The sequence below is a fragment of the Rhodopseudomonas sp. B29 genome, from assembly GCF_000333455.1.
Lineage (GTDB): Bacteria > Pseudomonadota > Alphaproteobacteria > Rhizobiales > Xanthobacteraceae > Rhodopseudomonas.
In genome coordinates this window covers 1-16,421 of sequence record NZ_BADD01000176.1, presented here as the reverse complement: position 1 = coordinate 16,421, position 16,421 = coordinate 1, and the positions used below count along the sequence as shown (strand labels likewise).

The window sequence follows — 16,421 nt, the reverse complement described above, 5'->3', positions numbered from 1 at the left end:
GGCGAGCGGCCGCGCTGACCGGTGCCACGCCGCTGTTCGTCGATGTCAATGAAGAGACCTTCAACATCGACATCGCCTCGCTGAAGCGCGGCATCGGCACGGCGAAGAAGCTCGGCCTCAAGCCGCGCGCCATCATCCCGGTCGATCTGTTCGGCCAGGCCGCCGATCATGGTGCGGTCGCTGCCGTTGCGGCGGATGAGGGCCTGTTCGTGCTCGACGACGCCGCGCAGGGTTTCGGTGCCAGCTATCAGGGCAAGCGCCTCGGCACTTTCGGCCTCGCCACCGCCACCAGCTTCTTCCCGGCCAAGCCGCTCGGCTGCTTCGGTGACGGCGGTGCGATTTTCACTGATGACGATGAACTGTTCGAGGGCCTGAAGAGCGTTCGTGTGCATGGCCAGGGCAGCGACAAATACGACAACGTTCGCCTCGGCCTGACCGGCCGGCTCGACACCATCCAGGCGGCGATCCTGCTGCAGAAGCTGTCGATCTTCGAAGACGAGATCGCGGCCCGCAACGTCGTCGCCGAGCGCTACAGCCAGGGCCTCGACGGCGCAGTCATCGTGCCGCGGCTCGCCGAGGGCTGCACCTCGGTGTGGGCGCAATACACCATCCGCCTGCCGCAGGGCATCGACCGCGATGGTTTCGCCGCGACGTTGAAGGCGCAGGGCATTCCGACCGCGATCTATTATCCCCGGTCGATGCATCAGCAGACCGCGTATCGCGGCTTCCCGGTTGCCGATGGTGGCCTGCCGGCCTGCGAGCGGTTGTCGCGTGACGTCATCGCGCTGCCGATGCACGCCTATCTCGACGCCCCGACCCAGGACCGCATCATCGCTGCCGTGCGCGGCGCGGTGGGGCGGTAAGGCACGCCGCGGGGGCGTGGTCGGGCACTGAGTTTCCCCAGTCATTCCGGGGCGCGCCGTCAGGCGCGAACCCGGAATCTCTGCCTTCATCACATCGGGATTCCGGGTTCGCGCCCTGGCGGGCGCGTCCCGGAATGATCGCGTGTGGGAGAGGACGCTAGCTCCCATTCCTGTTTTGCGGTTTCGCCACTTCCTGTAGAAGCAGGCCATGCTCAGGCGCATCTTCACTGTCGGCGGCTTCACCCTGTTGTCGCGACTGACCGGCTTCGCCCGCGACATCATGCTGGCGGCGATTCTCGGCGCCGGCCCGGTGGCGGATGCGTTCTTCGTGGCGCTGCGGCTGCCCAATCATTTCCGTGCGATCTTTGCCGAGGGCGCGTTCAACGCCGCCTTCGTGCCGGCCTATGCGCATGTCAGCGGCGAGAAGGGCGAGGCTTCGGCCAAGCTGTTCGCCAACCACATCTTCACGCTGCTGTTCGTTTCGCAGCTGATCCTGCTCGCGCTCGCGCTGCTGTTCATGCCGCAGATGATGAGCATCCTGGCGCCGGGCTTCACCGACGACCCGATGCAGCGTGGCCTGGCGATCGAGCTGACACGGATCACCTTTCCTTATCTGCTGCTGATCACGCTGGTGACGCTGTATGGCGGCATCCTCAACGTGATGCAGCGCTTCGCCTCGGCGGCGGCGGCCTCGATCTTTCTCAACATCTCGATGATGGCGACGCTGGCTCTCGCCGCATTCTTCCCGACCGCCGGCCACGCAGCGGCCTGGGGCGTGCTGATCTCCGGCTTCCTGCAATATTTTCTGCTCGCCGGCGATCTGGCGCTGCACGGCGGCCTGCCGCGCTTTGCGCCGCTGAAGCTCGACGAGGACGTTCGCGCCTTCTTCCGCGCACTCGGCCCGGCGACGCTCGGCTCGATGGGCACTCAGCTCGCGCTGTTCGCCGACACCATCATTGCCACCTTCCTGCCGGCCGGTGCGCTGTCGGCGCTGTACTACGCCGACCGGCTCAATCAGTTGCCGATCGGCGTCATCGGCATTGCCATCGGCACCGTGCTGCTGCCGGAGATGTCGCGGCAGCTCACCGCGGGCGACGATGCCGGGGCGCGCGCCTCGCAGCGCCGCGCGTTCGAGTTCACGCTGCTGTTCTCGGTGCCGTTCGTCGCGGCCTTTCTCGTTGTGCCGGACGAAATCATGCGGGCAATGTTTGCGCGCGGCGCCTTCACGCGCGCCGACGCGATCTCGGCCGGCACCACGCTCGCCGCCTATGCGATCGCGCTGATCCCATTTGTGCTGATCCGCAGCGCGGTGGCGCCTTTCTATGCCCGCAAGGATACCGCGACGCCGGTGAAAGCGGCGCTGACCGGTGTCGCCGTCAACGTGGTGCTGAAGGTCGCGTTGATGGGCGCGTTGGCGCAGGTCGGCCTGGCGTTGGCAACGGCCGCGGGCGCGTGGGTCAATCTGTTGCTGGTGATCTTCTTCTCGGTCCGCGCCGGCTATCTCGGCTTCGACCGCGAACTCAGCACGGCGATCGCCAAGTTCGTCGCCACCGGTTTGGTGCTGGCCGCCGCGCTGGGCGCTTGCGCGCATTTTGCGCCGGCGTATCTGGCACAGCTGCCGGCGCTGCGCAGCGAGGCGATGCTGGCGCTGCTGATCGTCGTCGGCGCGGTCGTCTATGCGGCCGCGCTGCTGATCCTGTTCGGCCCGCGCTGGATCAAGCGCCTGCTGCGGGGGTGATCCCCGTCATGCCCGGGCTTGTCCCGGGCATCCACGATTGCGGCTTCACCGCGCGACAAGACGTGGATGGCCGGGACGAGCCCGGCCATGACGAAGTGAGTGCCGTAATCACTAAGCCGCCCGTGTCGATCGCACCAAATTAGTGACGTCGGAGTACACCTGCAGCACCGGGTTGATGAAGCGGTGGGCCTTGTTCTTCGACACGATGGTGTCGTGCATCACCAGATGGTCGATGCCGGTGGTGAGGAAGCACGCCATCGCGTCGCGCGGGGTTTCGACGATCGGCTCGCCCTTGATGTTGAAGGAAGTATTGACCAGCACCGGCACGCCGGTCAGCGCCTCGAATTCCTTCAAGATGTAGTAGAGGTCCGGCGCAGTCTCTTCGTCCACCGTCTGCACGCGTGCTGAACCGTCGACGTGGACCACGGCCGGAATCTTGTCGCGCCATGCCGCAGCGACCGGTTTCGCCATCAGCATGAACGGCGAGTCGCCCACGCCCTCGAAGATTTCGTCGGCGCGTTCCTTCAGCACAATCGGCGCGAACGGCCTGAACGGCTGGCGGTGTTTCACCCGGCTGTTGAGGATGTCCTTCATCTCGGCCTTGCGCGGATCGGCCAGCAGGCTGCGATGGCCGAGCGCACGCGGGCCGAATTCGGAGCGGCCCTGGAACCAGCCGATCACCTTCTGATCGGCGAGTAGCCGCGCCGTCTCTTTGTAGACCTCGCTCGAGCGGATGATGTTGATCTGCGGTTTGACGAAGAAGCGCTGGGTCGCTTCCACGACCTCCGCGTCCGAATAGGTGCGGCCGATGTAAGCATGCTTCATCTCGAAGCTGCGCGGCTTCTGTTGCATCACGAGATGGCCGTAGTACGCGCAGCCGATGGCGATGCCATCGTCACCGGCGGCGGGTTGGATCCAGACGTTCTCGAAGCCGGCCTCACGGGCGATCCGGCCGTTGGCGACGCAGTTCAACGCCACGCCGCCGGCGATGCACAGGTTCTTGGCGCCGGTGGTCTCGCGCAGCCAGCGCGCCCGCTCGAGCAGCACGCGCTCGGTGTCGTCCTGCACCCGCCAGGCGAGATCTTCCCAGTGCCGCATCGACGGGCTGTCGTCCCACTTGCCGGGGCCGTCCATGATGTAGGGCTGGTTCAGCTCGGGCGTCCAGCGCGGCACGGTGAGCTTGTTGTTTTCGATCTGCAGCATCGGCGGGACGGCGTTCGGTCGGCCGTAAGGCGCCAGCCCCATCAGCTCGCCGCATTTGTTCCAGTCGCCGAACACGTAGCTCGAGGCGCGGCTGTAGTACGCGCCGAGGCCGGGCATGTTGTAGAATTCGTCACTGAGGAAGCCGCGCTCCGGCTCCATCCAGATCTTCTTCAGGCATTCGAGTTTGGTGCCGCTGAATTTGTAGTAGCTCTCGGACTCGCGCGCCAGCGGCGAAGCCTCGTCGCCCGGAAACGTCTCCTGGACGTCGGCGCGATAGCTGCCGACGCCATCGACGATCATCACCACGCCTTCCTCGAACGGGCAGGGCGCGAACGCACTGTAGGCGTGCGCGAGATGATGCGAGATCGTCGCCACCTTGTCGGTGTGATTGCGGAACAAAGGATGGCTGCGAGCCTCGCCACGCTCGTGCTCGGGCAGGAAGCCGGGCATGTCCTGATAGATCAGCCGGTCTTCCATTTCCGGCACCGGCAGGATGTAGCAATTGCGCACCACCAGATCGACGTCCGCCATGGTGATGCCTTCGGCGCTCAGACAGTAATCGACCACTTCCTTGTAAAAGCCGGATGCGTGCTTCTCGCGGGTGATGCGCTCCTTGGCGATGCCGAAGGCGATCTCGCCGTCGCGCAGCAGGCAGGCGCTGACGTCGTGGTCGTAGGTGTTGAGGCCGAGGATGTAGGTGTGCTGACGGGACATGGGCCACTTCGGGAAGGACGCACCAACAGGTGCGAAAGGCTGCGCGGACGATGCTCGATAAAGAAGTCGGTCCGACGGCGGCTGCGGTTCGATCCCGACTATACTGGCTGTGCGGTGCATGACCACGACTTTGCGCCCAGGCGGGACGCAAGGCCGCATACTGCGCTGCACATGTCGCGCCATCTGGAACACTGCACCGGCGGCAGCGTTCCGAATCGGCGCAAAAAGAGTGCGCAGCTTGACCTCGCCCGCGACCAACCTCTAAACTCGTATATCGAGGCCGCCTCAATCGAACGCCGTTGTCGCGATTGAACCGAGGACACCGATTCGGTCACTCATTCTGGTCGGAATCTTCCGATCGCAATGTCGGTCGACGTCGGCAACAAGGCTCGAACCCACCGGGAGATCATGAATGGCTCAAAACGTTTCTAAGGCACGCAGCGGAATGCTGGCGCGAGTGCTGGCAGCCGTCGCGCTGACCGGCATCTATTGCGTCAGCCTCGTCGGCACGTCGGCAGTATTCCTGACCGCGAGCACCACCAACGCGGCCGCCCAGCGTGGCCGTGGCCGTGGACGTGGTTGGGGCCGCGGCGCTCCGCGCGGCTATTATCGCGGCCGTGGCTACTATCGCGGTCGGGGCCGCGGCTATTACGGCGGCGGCTGCGTGTTCAATCCGGTGTTCGGCCGGGTGGTCTGCTACTGAGATCGACGCAGCGCTGAGAGCTGCCGAAAAGCGCACCGGGCGACCGGTGCGCTTTTTTGTTGCGCGCACACGGTCGTCAGTTCGCCACGAGCGTTTGCAAGGCTGACTGATTGGCTGCAACATCAGCCAAACCTCGCATCATCGGCCAACAGCGGAGAGGCCTCATGACGACAACCAAATTCGGCGTGGGTCAGAGCGTTCTGCGCAAGGAAGACGACCCGCTGATTCGAGGCAAAGGCCGCTACACCGACGATCATGCGCCCGCATCCGCCGCGACGGCGCTGATGCTGCGCTCGCCGCATGCGCACGCCAGCTTCAAGCTCGACGCCAGCGCGGCGCGGTCGCTGCCCGGTGTGCTGGCGATCCTGACTGCCGAGGACGTCGCCGATCTCGGCGGGCTGCCGTGCCTGTTCAATCTGCCCGACAAGCCGTTCACGGCGCCGCATTATCCGATCCTCGCCGCGGGCGAAGTGCGTCACGTCGGCGATGCGGTGGCGTTCGTTGTCGCCGACACATTGGCGCACGCGCGTGATGCGCTGGAAGCGATCACGGTCGAATGGTCGCCGCTGCCCGCCGCGATCGGTTCGGCGAAGGCGATCGAACCGGGCGCGCCGCAGGTCTGGCCGGATCATCCCGGCAATCTGTTGTTCGATGCTTCGATCGGCGACAAGGCCGCCGCCGATGCGGCCTTCGCCAAGGCGCACGCGGTGGCCGAGATCAGGATCGTCAACCCGCGCGTCGTCACCAACTACATGGAGCCGCGCGCCGCGGTCTGCGAATACGACGCCAAGCGCGATCATCTCACGTTGACGGTCGGCAGCCAGGGCAGCCACCGGCTGCGCGATATCCTGTGTCAGAACGTCTTGAAAATCCCGACCGACAAGATGCGGGTGATTTGCCCCGACGTCGGCGGCGGCTTCGGCACCAAGCTGTTTCCGTATCGTGAATATGCACTGCTGGCCGTCGCGGCGAAGAAACTGCGCAAGACCGTCAAATGGACAGCCGACCGCAGCGATCACTTCATCGGCGACGCGCAGGGCCGCGACAATCTCACCACCGCGCGGATGGCGCTCGCGGAGGACGGCAGATTTCTCGGCATGGATGTCGATCTGATCAGCGACGTCGGCGCTTATCTGTCGACGTTCGGCCCGTACATCGCCTATGGCGGCGCCGGCATGTTGCCGGGCCTGTACGACTTCCAGGCATTTCACTGCCGCGTCCGCAACGTGTTCACCAACACCGTGCCGGTCGATGCCTATCGCGGCGCCGGGCGGCCCGAAGCGGCCTATGTGATCGAGCGGCTGGTCGATGCGTGCGCGCGCAAGCTCGGCATGGCGCCCGACGCCATTCGTCGCAAGAACTTCATCGCGCCGAAGGCGATGCCGTATCGCACAGCGACCGGCAAGGTCTACGATTCCGGCGACTTCGCTGCGCATCTGAAGCAGGCGATGGAGACCGCCGGCTGGAAGGAGTTTCCCAAGCGGCTGAAGGCCGCCAAGAAGGACGGGCTGCTGCGCGGCATCGGGCTCGCGTCGTATGTCGAGATCTGCGGCACGATGGGCGAGGAGACCGCCAAGGTGGCGCTCGATCCGGATGGCGGCGTCACTGTATTCATCGGCACGCAGTCGAGCGGGCAGGGGCACCAGACGGCTTATGCGCAGATCATCGCCGATCAGCTCGGCCTGTCGCCGGAGCGCGTGCGCGTGCTGCAAGGCGACACCGATCAGATCGCGACCGGCCTCGGCACGGGCGGCTCGGCGTCGATCCCCTCCGGCGGCGTCGGCGTGCAGCGCGCCGCTCGCACGCTCGGCGATAAGCTCCGCGACATCGCGGCCGATGCGCTCGAAACCAGTGTTGCCGACCTCGAGATCGCCGACGGGCTGGTGCGCATCGCCGGCACCGATCGCACGATTTCGTTCGCCGATCTCGCCAAGCGTCCCGGCGTCGATCCGGCCAAGCTCAACGCCAGCGCGACTTTCTCCAGCGCAGACGGCACCTATCCGAATGGCACCCATGCGGTCGAGATGGAGCTCGATCCGGCGACCGGCAAGATCAAAGTCGTCAACTACGTGATCGTCGACGATTTCGGTGTGACGCTGAATCCGCTGCTACTCGCCGGCCAGGTTCACGGCGGCACCATGCAGGGCATCGGCCAGGCGCTGATGGAGAGTGCGGTTTACGATGCCGACGGTCAGCTCGTCACCGCGACCTTCATGGACTACGCGGTCCCCCGCGCGTCAGACGGCGCCCCGATCAGCTTCGCGACTCACAACGTGCCGTGCACGACCAATCCGCTCGGCGTCAAAGGCGCGGGCGAGGCCGGCGCGATCGGCTCGTGCCCTGCGGTTGTAAATGCCATCATCGACGCCTTGTGGCGCGAATATAAGATTGATCACATCGACATGCCGGCGACCCCGGAGCGGGTTTGGATGGCGATCCGCGAGCACGAGCGGCAGCATCGCCTTTGATGCGGAGGTCGGTCACTACCACTTCGGTACCGTTTTAGTCTGAAGGTGCAATTTGCGGCGGCGCGACGGTGCGCCGCACTCTTTCCATTTTCTGCTAGGCTACGTTTCGGGCCGGGAACCGCAAAGCCGGGCGCAGGGTTGCGTCCGAGTTGCCGCGTCCTTGGAAACAGCCAGCAGGAGAACTCGATGCTTCGAACGACTTTGGCCGCCGGAGCCATGCTGTTGACCGCGAGTGCGGCGATGGCTCAGCAGAGCGTGGTCGATCACACCCAGAAGTTGATGCGCGACAACGGTCGCAACATCATGGCGCTCAGCGCCATCGTCAAAGGCGACAAGCCCTATGACCAGGCCACGGTCGACGCGGCGCTGAAGCAATTCGACGAGACCGCCAAGGAATTGCCCAACCAGTTCCCGGACGGCGTCAAGGGATTGAAGGCGCCGGACAGCAAGTATAGCGCGTCGCCGAAGATCTGGACCGAGCGAACCAAGTTCGATGCCGAGATCGCCGACTTCGCCAAGGCAGTGAACGACGCGAAAGCCAAGGCGAAGGATCTCGACACGCTCAAGGCGAGCTTCCAGCCGATCGGCAAGCAGTGCGGTAGCTGCCACGAGAACTTCCGCCTCAAGGACGGTTAGTCCCGAGCTTTCGCCGAGCTGGATAAAGCGCGCCGCGACTTAACGGCCACGCTCGCGTGAGACGTCATCAGCCGGCGGCGACGATGTGGTCGCCGCCGGACCCATGAGGTTCTGTCGTGCTGAAGAAGCTATCGATCGTTGCACTTGTCGTGGTCGTCGTCGGCGCAGCCGCTTTGTGGTTCCTGACGGAGCCCGCGACGATTGCGGCCAGCGCGTTGCCGCAACGCGCGCCGGACCTCGCTAACGGCAAAACCGTGTTCAATGCCGGCGGCTGCGCCGAGTGCCACGCGACGCCGGGGCAGGACGACCGATCGAAGCTCGGCGGCGGCTTGGCGCTGAAATCGGATTTCGGCACCTTCCACGTCCCCAATATCTCACCCGATCCGAACGACGGCATCGGCAAATGGAGCGAAGCCGATTTCGTCACGGCGGTGCTTCGCGGTACCGCGCCGAGCGGTGTGCATCTGTATCCGGCGTTTCCCTATCCGTCCTACGCGCATGCGCGGCTCGACGACGTCCGCGACCTGTTCGCCTACATGAAGACTCTGCCGTCGGTAGCGGGCCGGGCTCCGCCGAACGAGTTGAAATTCCCGTTCAACATCCGCCGCGCTGTGGGGCTGTGGAAGCTGCTGTTCTTCGACGACGCGACCTTCAAGCCGGACCCGGCACAATCGGCGCAATGGAATCGCGGCGCCTATCTGGTCAACAGCTTCGGCCACTGCGCCGAGTGCCACAGTCCGCGCAATGCGCTGGGCGGCATCAAGACGTCGCAGCGTTTCGCCGGCGGCCCCGATCCCGAAGGCAAAGGCTGGGTGCCCAATATCACCCAGAAGGGACTGAAGGACTGGAGCGCCAGCGACATTGCCTACTTCCTCGAAACCGGCATGACGCCCGAGGGTGACAGCGCCGGCGGTTCGATGGCGCAGGTGGTGCGCAACACCGCCCAGCTCGGCAAGGACGATCGCGACGCCATCGCCGCCTACATCAAGTCGCTGCCGGCAGTCGACGGGCCGTCGCGGCCGCCGCGCCGGAAAGAAGGCGCAGGCTAAAGTGCTCTCCAGATACACTGAGCCTCATCCTGAGGAGCCCGGCGAAGCCGGGCGTCTCGAAGGATGGCGACGGGCGTCTGCGGCCATGGTTCGAGACGGCGCTTCGCGCCTCCTCACCATGAGGATGTGCATGTTGCACGGCGTGTGAACACGTTCGGTCGACTAGGAGCGAACGACTAATCGCTGCTATTTCGGGCCGAACGCCTTGAAGGTGATGATGGTGTGGGTGTCCTTGATGCCGGGGATGACCTGGACCTTTTCGGCGACGAAATGGCCGATGTCGGTGGTGCGGTCGACATAGAACTTCACCAGCAGATCGTAGTCGCCGGCGGTCGAGTAGATTTCCGAGGCGATCTCGGCTTCGGCGATGGCATTGGCCACCGCGTACGACTGGCCGAGCTCGCATTTGAATTGGACGAAGAAGGGGATCATCGGTCTCTCCGGCGGGTTCCTTTGGCGGCCATGAAGCCCAAAACAGCCGGCGGTGGCAAGCTTGCTGCGGCGGGTGCGGCACGCTACCTAGGCGGCCCGGGCGTGCGCCCGAATTCCCACTGTCGCGAGCAGCCATGGCCGTCCCCATCGCACTCACCATCGCCGGTTCGGATTCGGGCGGCGGCGCCGGCATCCAGGCCGACCTGAAATCCTTCGCCGCCAACGGCGTCTATGGCGCATCGGTGATTACCGCGCTGACGGCGCAGAACACGCTGGGCGTCTCGGCCATCCATCAAGTGCCGGCGGATTTCGTCACCGCGCAGATCGATGCTGTCATGAGCGACCTCGCGGTCGCCGCGGTGAAGATCGGCATGGTGGCACAGCGCGACGTCATCGCGGCGATCGCCGCCGGGCTCGATCGCTGGCGCGCGCCGAACGTCGTGCTCGACCCTGTGATGGTCGCGACGTCCGGCGACTGGCTCATCGCCGACGATTGCGTCGATGCGCTGAGGCGCGAACTGATCCCACGCGCGCGCATCATCACGCCGAATCTTCCCGAGGCGGCGGCGCTGCTCGGCGAAGCAGTCGCGACCGACGAGGCGGCGATCCGGTCTCAAGGCGAGCGCCTGCTGACGCTCGGCGCGCGCGCGGTCCTGATCAAAGGCGGTCACGGCGATGGGCCGACCAGCACCGACTATCTGATCGACGAATCCGGAACGACGGTGCTGGCCGCGCCGCGCATCGCCACCCGCAACACCCACGGCACCGGGTGCTCGCTGTCCTCGGCAATTGCCGCCGGGCTCGCTAAAGGCTGGGATCTCGATGCTGCGGTGCGCGAGGCCAAAGCCTGGATCAGCGCCGCGATCGCCGCCGCCGATCAGCTCGAGATCGGACGCGGACACGGGCCGATCCATCACTTTTATGCGTTCAATTAGCGTGTGGTGAGCGAGGGGCGGTCACGGCATTGCGCCGGCGAAGCATGACGTGGCGATACCGATCAATTGATACTTGAAATCAAGATTGAACGTGGGGCCGGCACATAATCGGCAGTTGAGCGTTGGTGCGCACCTGTGTGAGAGCGCCAATGACAGTATCGAGTTTAGCAGACGAATTCCGGCGATTTATCCACCAATCAGATTTTCCCTGTGTCGGCGCCAAGTCGGCTCTCGCCAAGGGGACGCTTCATATCCTGGAAGCAAGAGATATCCGTTCCAACTGGGATGACCGTCGCATCTACGACGGCATCAGCAGGGTGATTCAGGATTACCACGCCGATCGTGCTCTGTTTCAGAGCCTTGCTGTCGTGTTCGAGGGGCCGCGCGATATCGACGAAAAAACGTTCGAGCGGTTTCTGTGGGCGCGTGCCGAGAGCCTCACCAATAAAGACACCTGGCTCGGCAAGCCCTATGATCAGCGCGTGAGCAGCGATCCGAGCAACGCGCATTTCTCGCTCAGCTTCGCCGGCGAAGCGTTCTTCATCGTCGGGCTGCATCCGAACGCCAGCCGCCCGGCCCGGCGTTTCAAGGCGCCCGTGCTGGTGTTCAATCTGCACGATCAGTTCGAGCAACTGCGCAAGCAGGGACTGTACGAGCGGCTGCGGGCGAAGATCATCGAGCGCGATGTCGCGCTGGCGGGCTCGATCAACCCGATGCTGGCGCGACATGGCGAGATGTCCGAAGCGCGGCAGTACAGCGGGCGCATCATCGCCGACGAGAACTGGGTGTGCCCGTTCAATCCGGTGGAGCGGGCATGAATTCGGCGGTGACGATCCCGCCGCGCTCGGGCACCGCGTTCCGCCTGACGAAAGGGCAGAGCCTGACGGTGATCGATCCGGAAGGCGAGCAGGTTTCTGACCTCGTGGTGTTCAACGCAAGCGATCTCGGCGAAGTCATCTCATCCGGGCGGAGCCTGGACTACGCCAGCAAGCTGTATCTGACGACGGGCGATCCGATCTACTCGAACCGCAGCAACGTCATGCTGACAATCGTCGAGGACACGGTCGGTCGCCACGATTTCTTGCTGACGCCGTGTTCGCGAGACACGTTCCGGATCATCTATCACGACGAGGATCCGCATCAGGGCTGCTTCGGCAATCTCGAAGCTGCGCTGGCGCCGTTCGGCGTCGGGCCGGACGCGATTCCGATCGCGTTCAACTGCTTCATGAATGTCGTCATCCAGCCCGAGACCGGCGCATTCACGGTCGAGGCGCCGCTCAGTCGCGCCGGCGACTACATCAAGTTCCAGGCCGAGATGGATCTGATCGTCGGGCTGACGGCCTGCTCGGCGCTGCAATCCAACAACTACGCCTTCAAGCCGATCGAATATCGCGTGGCATGACGACCGCTCGTGCCGATGCCCGCTAATTCGGCCGATAACGGTAAGGTTTTCCTTACTCCGACGAAGGCCTTAGGCGCTATGTGACAAGTTGTCGTCGGGCCGTCGTACTCGGCTGATATGCCGAAATCGTAAACGAAATTTACGATTCGACGCGGTGCGATGACCCCCGATCTCGACAAGTCCCTGGTTGAAAACGCTTACGCCCGCTGGGCTCCGATCTACGATGCCGTCTGCGGCCCGGTGATGGTCAAGGGACGGCGGGCTGCCGCAGCCGAAGCGCGTAGCCACGGCGGCAAGATCCTGGAAGTCGGCGTCGGTACCGGTCTGTCGTTCGACGATTACGACGCGACTACCGAGATCACCGGCATCGATCTGTGCGAGCCGATGTTGGAGAAGGCGCGCGCCAAGATGGCGAGCGGCCGCTATCCGTGGGTCAAGGACGTGCGCCAGATGGATGCGCACGCCATGCAGTTCGCCGATGAGACCTTCGACTGTGTTGTCGCGCAGTTCGTGATCACGCTGGTTGCTAATCCCGAGCAGGTTTTGTCGGAGTGCCACCGCGTGGTGAAGCCGGGTGGCCGCATCATCCTGGTCAATCATCTGTACTCGGAAGTCGGCGTTGCTGCGGCGGTCGAGCGCTGGGCGGCGGAGAAGACTCGCAAGCTCGGCCTGCGGCCGGAGTTTCCGTTCGCCCGGCTGCAGGCCTGGGCGCAGTCGAACAACAATGCGGTGCTGATCGAGCGACGCAAGATCAAGCCGTTCGGCATCTACACGCTCGTGTGTTTCGAGCGAACCCCGACGCCGATGGCGGCCTGAGGGGCAACGGCATTGTCATCTGCCGCCAACGGGCGGCCTGGCATGGGACACAAGCCAATGAGCGACGAAAGTCCGGAACGACGCTTTCGTACCCTGTTCATCTCCGATGTGCATCTCGGCGCGCGCGGCTCGCAGGCCAATCTGCTGCTCGACTTCCTGCGCGTCCACGATGCAGACACGATCTACCTGGTCGGCGATATCATCGACGGCTGGGCGCTGAAGTCGAGCTGGTACTGGCCGCAATCGCACAACGACTTCGTGCAGAAGATGCTGCGCAAGGTCCGTAAGGGCGCGCGGGTGATCTACATCCCCGGCAATCACGACGAATTCCTGCGCTCGTATTACGGCACGCATTTCGGCGGCGTCGAGGTCGTGGAAAATGCCGTGCATATCGGTGCCGACGGCAAGCGCTATCTGGTGATCCACGGCGATATTTTCGACCTCGTGGTGCAGAACGCGCGTTGGCTCGCGCTGGTCGGTGACAAGGCTTACGATCTCGCCATCCGGCTCAACCGGATCGTCAACGCGTTCCGCCGCTGGTTCGGCGTGCCGTATTGGTCGCTGTCGCAGTGGGCCAAGCACAAGGTCAAGAACGCGGTGAACTACATCGGCGCGTTCGAACAGACGCTTGCGCAGGAAGCCCGCCGTCACAGCACGGACGGCGTGATCTGTGGTCACATCCACACGGCCGCGATCCGCGACGAGCACGGCATCCGCTACATGAATTGCGGCGACTGGGTCGAAAGCTGCACGGCGATCGCCGAGCATGAGGACGGCCGGTTCGAGATCATCACCTGGACCGATCTGCTGAAGCGCAATCTGCCGGTGCCGACAGTCGCGGCGCGGGCCGCCTGATGCGCATCCTGATCGCGACCGACGCCTGGCATCCGCAGGTCAACGGCGTCGTCAGGACGCTGACCATGATGGCCGAAGCGGCGCGCTCGCTCGGCACCGAAGTGGTGTTCCTGACGCCGGAGACGTTTCCGACCGTCCGGCTGCCGAGCTATCCGGATCTGCGGATTGCCATTCCCAATCCCTTCAAGGTCGCGCGGATGATCGAAGCCGCGCAGCCCGACTGCATCCACATCGCGACCGAAGGCCCGATTGGCCTTGCGGCCCGGCGCTATTGCCGCAAGCGCGGTCTGCGCTTCACCACCAGCTTCCACACCCGCTTTCCTGAGTACGTGTCGGCGCGCGTGCCTGTACCGGAATCCTGGGTATGGGCGCTGCTGCGGCGGTTTCACGGCGCCAGCAGCGCAGTGATGGCCGCGACGCCGGCACTCGCCGACGAGCTTCGCGGCCGCGGCTTCCACAACGTCGTGCTGTGGCCCCGTGGCGTCGACGGAAGTCTGTTTCATCCGCGTGATGGCGCTGATCTTGGCCTGAAGCGGCCGGTCTATCTGTCGGTCGGACGCGTCGCGGTGGAGAAGAATCTCGAAGCGTTTCTGTCGCTCGATCTGCCCGGCACGAAAGTGGTGGTCGGCGACGGCCCGGCGCGGGCAGCGCTGGAGCGCGATTTCCCCAATGCGGTGTTCCTCGGCGCTCGCCAGGGCGAAGCGCTGGCGCAGGTCTATTCGGCGGCCGACGTGTTCGTGTTTCCGAGCAAGACAGATACTTACGGACTTGTGCTGCTCGAGGCGCTGGCGAGCGGCGTGCCGGTCGCGGCGTTCCCGGTCACCGGTCCGCGCGACGTGATCGGCGATGCGCCGGTTGGCGTGCTGAACGACGATCTGGGCACCGCCTGTCTCGGCGCCCTGAACATCCCGCAGCAGGCCTGTCTCGACTTCGCGGCGGATCACACCTGGGCGGCCTCGGCGCGCGCCTTCATCGACAACGTGACCCGCGTCTGGCTGCTCGACCCCGAGCACAAGCGCAGCCGCGCCCTCGGCAAAGAGAGCCGCTTAGTGGCCTGACGCGGCGCTCCGCCTTGCCGGTATCCGGCTCAGCGGAGTAGAAGGCGGCATGACCGATTTCACAGGACTTCCCGTCACCGCGGCCGATATCGACGCCGCGGCCACGGTGCTCGCGCCCGTCGCGGTGCGCACGCCCTTGCTGTCGTCGCCGGCGCTCGACGCCGTCACCGGCGCTCGGGTCTTCATCAAGCCGGAGATGCTGCAGCGGACCGGCTCGTTCAAATTCCGCGGCGCCTTCAACAAGCTGTCGTCGATCCCGCAAGCGGCACGTACCGGCGGCGTGGTGGCGTTCTCGTCCGGCAATCACGCCCAGGGCGTCGCGGCGGCGGCGCAGCTTCTGAACATGCAGGCCACCATCGTGATGCCGGCCGATGCGCCGCTGTCGAAGCGCGAACGCACCAAGGGCTATGGCGCCGAGGTGGTGCTGTACGATCGAGATCGTGAGGACCGCGAGGCGATCGCCCGCGACATCGCGACCAAGCGCGGCGCGACGCTGGTGCCGCCCTATGACGATCCCAAAATCATCGCCGGGCAGGGCACCGTCGGCCGTGAGATCGCCGAGGATCTGGCCGCGCTGGGGATTGCGCCGGACTTCGTCGCGGCGCCGGCCTCCGGCGGCGGGCTGATCGCCGGCACCGCGACTGCAGTGAAGGCGCGGTTTCCGCACGCGCAGCTGCTGTCGGCCGAGCCGGAGGCGTTCGACGACCACGCCCGCTCGCTCGCCGCCGGCCGCCGCGAGCCGCACAGCGCCAGCGGCCGCACTATCTGCGACGCGCTGATGGCGTCGATCCCGGGCGAGATCACCTTCGCGATCAATCAGCGCCTGCTGTCGCGCGGCGTCACCGCGTCCGACGCTGAAGTCGGCGCCGCGGTGGCGTTGGTGTTTCGCGAGCTGAAGCTTGTGGTCGAGCCGGGCGGCGCCGTTGCGCTGGCGGCATTGCTGGCCGGCCGCATCGAGGCGCGCGGCAAGACGGTGGTGATCGTGCTGTCGGGCGGCAATGTCGATGCCGACCTTTTCGCCGAGCTGATCCAGGCCTGAGCCTGAGGCTGTCAGGAGAAGAACGCGACTTTCTCGGCCTGACTCATGCGCCGGAACGGCGTCAGCGCCGTATTGCTGGCCGGGGCCGGCGCCACGATTCCGTTGGCCAGCACGGCCGCGCCGAGCGACGCCGGGGCCTGAGCGGCCGCCATCTGTTGCTGAGCAACCTGCTGCTGTGTGACCGGCTGAGGCGACACCATCGCGGCCGTCAGCGGCGCGGGTTCGGCGTAGGCGACCGCGGACACTGTCTCGGCTGCCGATTCGAAGGAGACCGGCTCCTGCGCCGGGACACCTTCCTCCTGGAGGCCGCCATCGAACTCGTCCTGCAGATCCGGCGCCGCCATCTCCTGGGCGATCAGATCGAGAATGGCGTCGTCTTCGGCGGCCTCCGCGTCGAGCGCGACGACTTCTTCGAGCAGTCGCTCTGCTTCAGCGGCCGGGGACTTCGGCCAGCTGCGGCTCGGGCGGGAACGCGCGAAATTCGGGTTCCGGTTGTGGGCTGGGCGTCCG

The 16,421-nt window shown here is 65.2% G+C and carries 15 protein-coding genes and 1 pseudogene; 13 read left to right on the top strand and 3 right to left on the bottom strand.

Annotation, left to right across the window (positions count from 1 at the left end):
- Together I5M_RS06400 and murJ are read left to right on the top strand one after the other, a co-directional pair.
- Window positions 1-863 (top strand): DegT/DnrJ/EryC1/StrS aminotransferase family protein (locus I5M_RS06400; RefSeq protein ID WP_022720637.1); only part of this gene is annotated, 863 nt, incomplete at its 5' end.
- Between the two features lie 208 nt (window positions 864-1,071).
- Window positions 1,072-2,601, top strand: coding sequence for a murein biosynthesis integral membrane protein MurJ (gene murJ / locus I5M_RS06395; RefSeq protein WP_022720636.1), 1,530 nt, complete (start codon window positions 1,072-1,074; stop codon window positions 2,599-2,601).
- A 111-nt stretch (window positions 2,602-2,712) separates the two neighbouring features.
- On the opposite strand, the gene I5M_RS06390 is transcribed toward murJ, so the two are convergent.
- Complete coding sequence (locus I5M_RS06390; protein WP_022720635.1) at window positions 2,713-4,518, bottom strand: carbamoyltransferase C-terminal domain-containing protein; 1,806 nt, start codon at window positions 4,516-4,518, stop codon at window positions 2,713-2,715.
- Window positions 4,519-4,930: 412 nt separating this feature from the next.
- On the opposite strand from I5M_RS06390, the gene I5M_RS06385 reads away from it, so the two are divergent.
- From I5M_RS06385 to I5M_RS06370, 4 genes are all read left to right on the top strand, one after another.
- Window positions 4,931-5,221, top strand: coding sequence for a hypothetical protein (locus tag I5M_RS06385; RefSeq protein ID WP_022720634.1), 291 nt, complete (start codon window positions 4,931-4,933; stop codon window positions 5,219-5,221).
- Between the two features lie 164 nt (window positions 5,222-5,385).
- Window positions 5,386-7,689: a xanthine dehydrogenase family protein molybdopterin-binding subunit gene (locus tag I5M_RS06380; protein WP_022720633.1), complete on the top strand. Its 2,304-nt coding sequence runs from the start codon at window positions 5,386-5,388 to the stop codon at window positions 7,687-7,689.
- A 186-nt stretch (window positions 7,690-7,875) separates the two neighbouring features.
- Window positions 7,876-8,325, top strand: a complete 450-nt coding sequence (locus I5M_RS06375; RefSeq protein WP_031335601.1) for a cytochrome c — start codon at window positions 7,876-7,878, stop codon at window positions 8,323-8,325.
- Window positions 8,326-8,441: 116 nt separating this feature from the next.
- Window positions 8,442-9,374 carry a cytochrome c gene (locus I5M_RS06370; protein ID WP_022720631.1) on the top strand — a complete coding sequence of 311 codons (933 nt, stop codon included), beginning with the start codon at window positions 8,442-8,444 and terminating at the stop codon, window positions 9,372-9,374.
- A gap of 186 nt (window positions 9,375-9,560) precedes the next feature.
- On the opposite strand, the gene I5M_RS06365 is transcribed toward I5M_RS06370, so the two are convergent.
- Window positions 9,561-9,806: an Lrp/AsnC family transcriptional regulator gene (locus I5M_RS06365; RefSeq protein ID WP_022720630.1), complete on the bottom strand. Its 246-nt coding sequence runs from the start codon at window positions 9,804-9,806 to the stop codon at window positions 9,561-9,563.
- 134 nt (window positions 9,807-9,940) lie between these two features.
- Here I5M_RS06365 and thiD point away from each other — a divergent pair, with 134 nt between their 5' ends.
- The 7 genes from thiD to I5M_RS06330 all read left to right on the top strand — a co-directional run bounded on the left by thiD (window position 9,941) and on the right by I5M_RS06330 (window position 15,911).
- Complete coding sequence (thiD, locus tag I5M_RS06360; RefSeq protein WP_022720629.1) at window positions 9,941-10,741, top strand: bifunctional hydroxymethylpyrimidine kinase/phosphomethylpyrimidine kinase; 801 nt, start codon at window positions 9,941-9,943, stop codon at window positions 10,739-10,741.
- A 149-nt stretch (window positions 10,742-10,890) separates the two neighbouring features.
- Complete coding sequence (gene gntA, locus I5M_RS06355) at window positions 10,891-11,559, top strand: guanitoxin biosynthesis heme-dependent pre-guanitoxin N-hydroxylase GntA (protein ID WP_022720628.1); 669 nt, start codon at window positions 10,891-10,893, stop codon at window positions 11,557-11,559.
- Entirely contained in the window at window positions 11,556-12,143 is a 588-nt protein-coding gene (locus I5M_RS06350; RefSeq protein WP_022720627.1) for a DUF1989 domain-containing protein, read from the top strand. Before gntA ends, I5M_RS06350 begins: the two co-directional genes overlap by 4 nt.
- A gap of 159 nt (window positions 12,144-12,302) precedes the next feature.
- The gene (locus I5M_RS06345; protein ID WP_022720626.1) at window positions 12,303-12,959 is read left to right on the top strand and encodes a class I SAM-dependent methyltransferase; all 657 of its coding nucleotides are present in this window, start codon (window positions 12,303-12,305) and stop codon (window positions 12,957-12,959) included.
- A 42-nt stretch (window positions 12,960-13,001) separates the two neighbouring features.
- A complete protein-coding gene (locus I5M_RS06340) occupies window positions 13,002-13,814 on the top strand; it encodes a UDP-2,3-diacylglucosamine diphosphatase (protein ID WP_022720625.1) in 813 nt (270 codons plus the stop codon).
- On the top strand, window positions 13,814-14,872 hold the full coding sequence (locus I5M_RS06335; protein ID WP_022720624.1) for a glycosyltransferase family 1 protein: 1,059 nt from the start codon (window positions 13,814-13,816) through the stop codon (window positions 14,870-14,872). The genes I5M_RS06340 and I5M_RS06335 overlap by 1 nt, the downstream gene beginning before the upstream one ends.
- 49 nt (window positions 14,873-14,921) lie before the next feature.
- On the top strand, window positions 14,922-15,911 hold the full coding sequence (locus tag I5M_RS06330) for a threonine/serine dehydratase (RefSeq protein WP_022720623.1): 990 nt from the start codon (window positions 14,922-14,924) through the stop codon (window positions 15,909-15,911).
- An 11-nt stretch (window positions 15,912-15,922) separates the two neighbouring features.
- Here the strand turns inward: I5M_RS06330 and I5M_RS32655 are convergent.
- Window positions 15,923-16,421 (bottom strand): annotated as a pseudogene (locus tag I5M_RS32655) (hypothetical protein); the annotation flags it as partial.

Bases quoted from the DNA above. Each gene is read 5' to 3' on its own strand.
- murJ (WP_022720636.1), top strand. From the start codon at position 1,072: ATGCTCAGGCGCATCTTCACTGTCGGCGGCTTCACCCTGTTGTCGCGA.
- I5M_RS06390 (WP_022720635.1), bottom strand. From the start codon at position 4,518: ATGTCCCGTCAGCACACCTACATCCTCGGCCTCAACACCTACGACCAC.
- I5M_RS06385 (WP_022720634.1), top strand. From the start codon at position 4,931: ATGGCTCAAAACGTTTCTAAGGCACGCAGCGGAATGCTGGCGCGAGTG.
- I5M_RS06380 (WP_022720633.1), top strand. From the start codon at position 5,386: ATGACGACAACCAAATTCGGCGTGGGTCAGAGCGTTCTGCGCAAGGAA.
- I5M_RS06375 (WP_031335601.1), top strand. From the start codon at position 7,876: ATGCTTCGAACGACTTTGGCCGCCGGAGCCATGCTGTTGACCGCGAGT.
- I5M_RS06365 (WP_022720630.1), bottom strand. From the start codon at position 9,806: ATGATCCCCTTCTTCGTCCAATTCAAATGCGAGCTCGGCCAGTCGTAC.
- thiD (WP_022720629.1), top strand. From the start codon at position 9,941: ATGGCCGTCCCCATCGCACTCACCATCGCCGGTTCGGATTCGGGCGGC.
- gntA (WP_022720628.1), top strand. From the start codon at position 10,891: ATGACAGTATCGAGTTTAGCAGACGAATTCCGGCGATTTATCCACCAA.
- I5M_RS06350 (WP_022720627.1), top strand. From the start codon at position 11,556: ATGAATTCGGCGGTGACGATCCCGCCGCGCTCGGGCACCGCGTTCCGC.
- I5M_RS06345 (WP_022720626.1), top strand. From the start codon at position 12,303: ATGACCCCCGATCTCGACAAGTCCCTGGTTGAAAACGCTTACGCCCGC.
- I5M_RS06340 (WP_022720625.1), top strand. From the start codon at position 13,002: ATGGGACACAAGCCAATGAGCGACGAAAGTCCGGAACGACGCTTTCGT.
- I5M_RS06335 (WP_022720624.1), top strand. From the start codon at position 13,814: ATGCGCATCCTGATCGCGACCGACGCCTGGCATCCGCAGGTCAACGGC.
- I5M_RS06330 (WP_022720623.1), top strand. From the start codon at position 14,922: ATGACCGATTTCACAGGACTTCCCGTCACCGCGGCCGATATCGACGCC.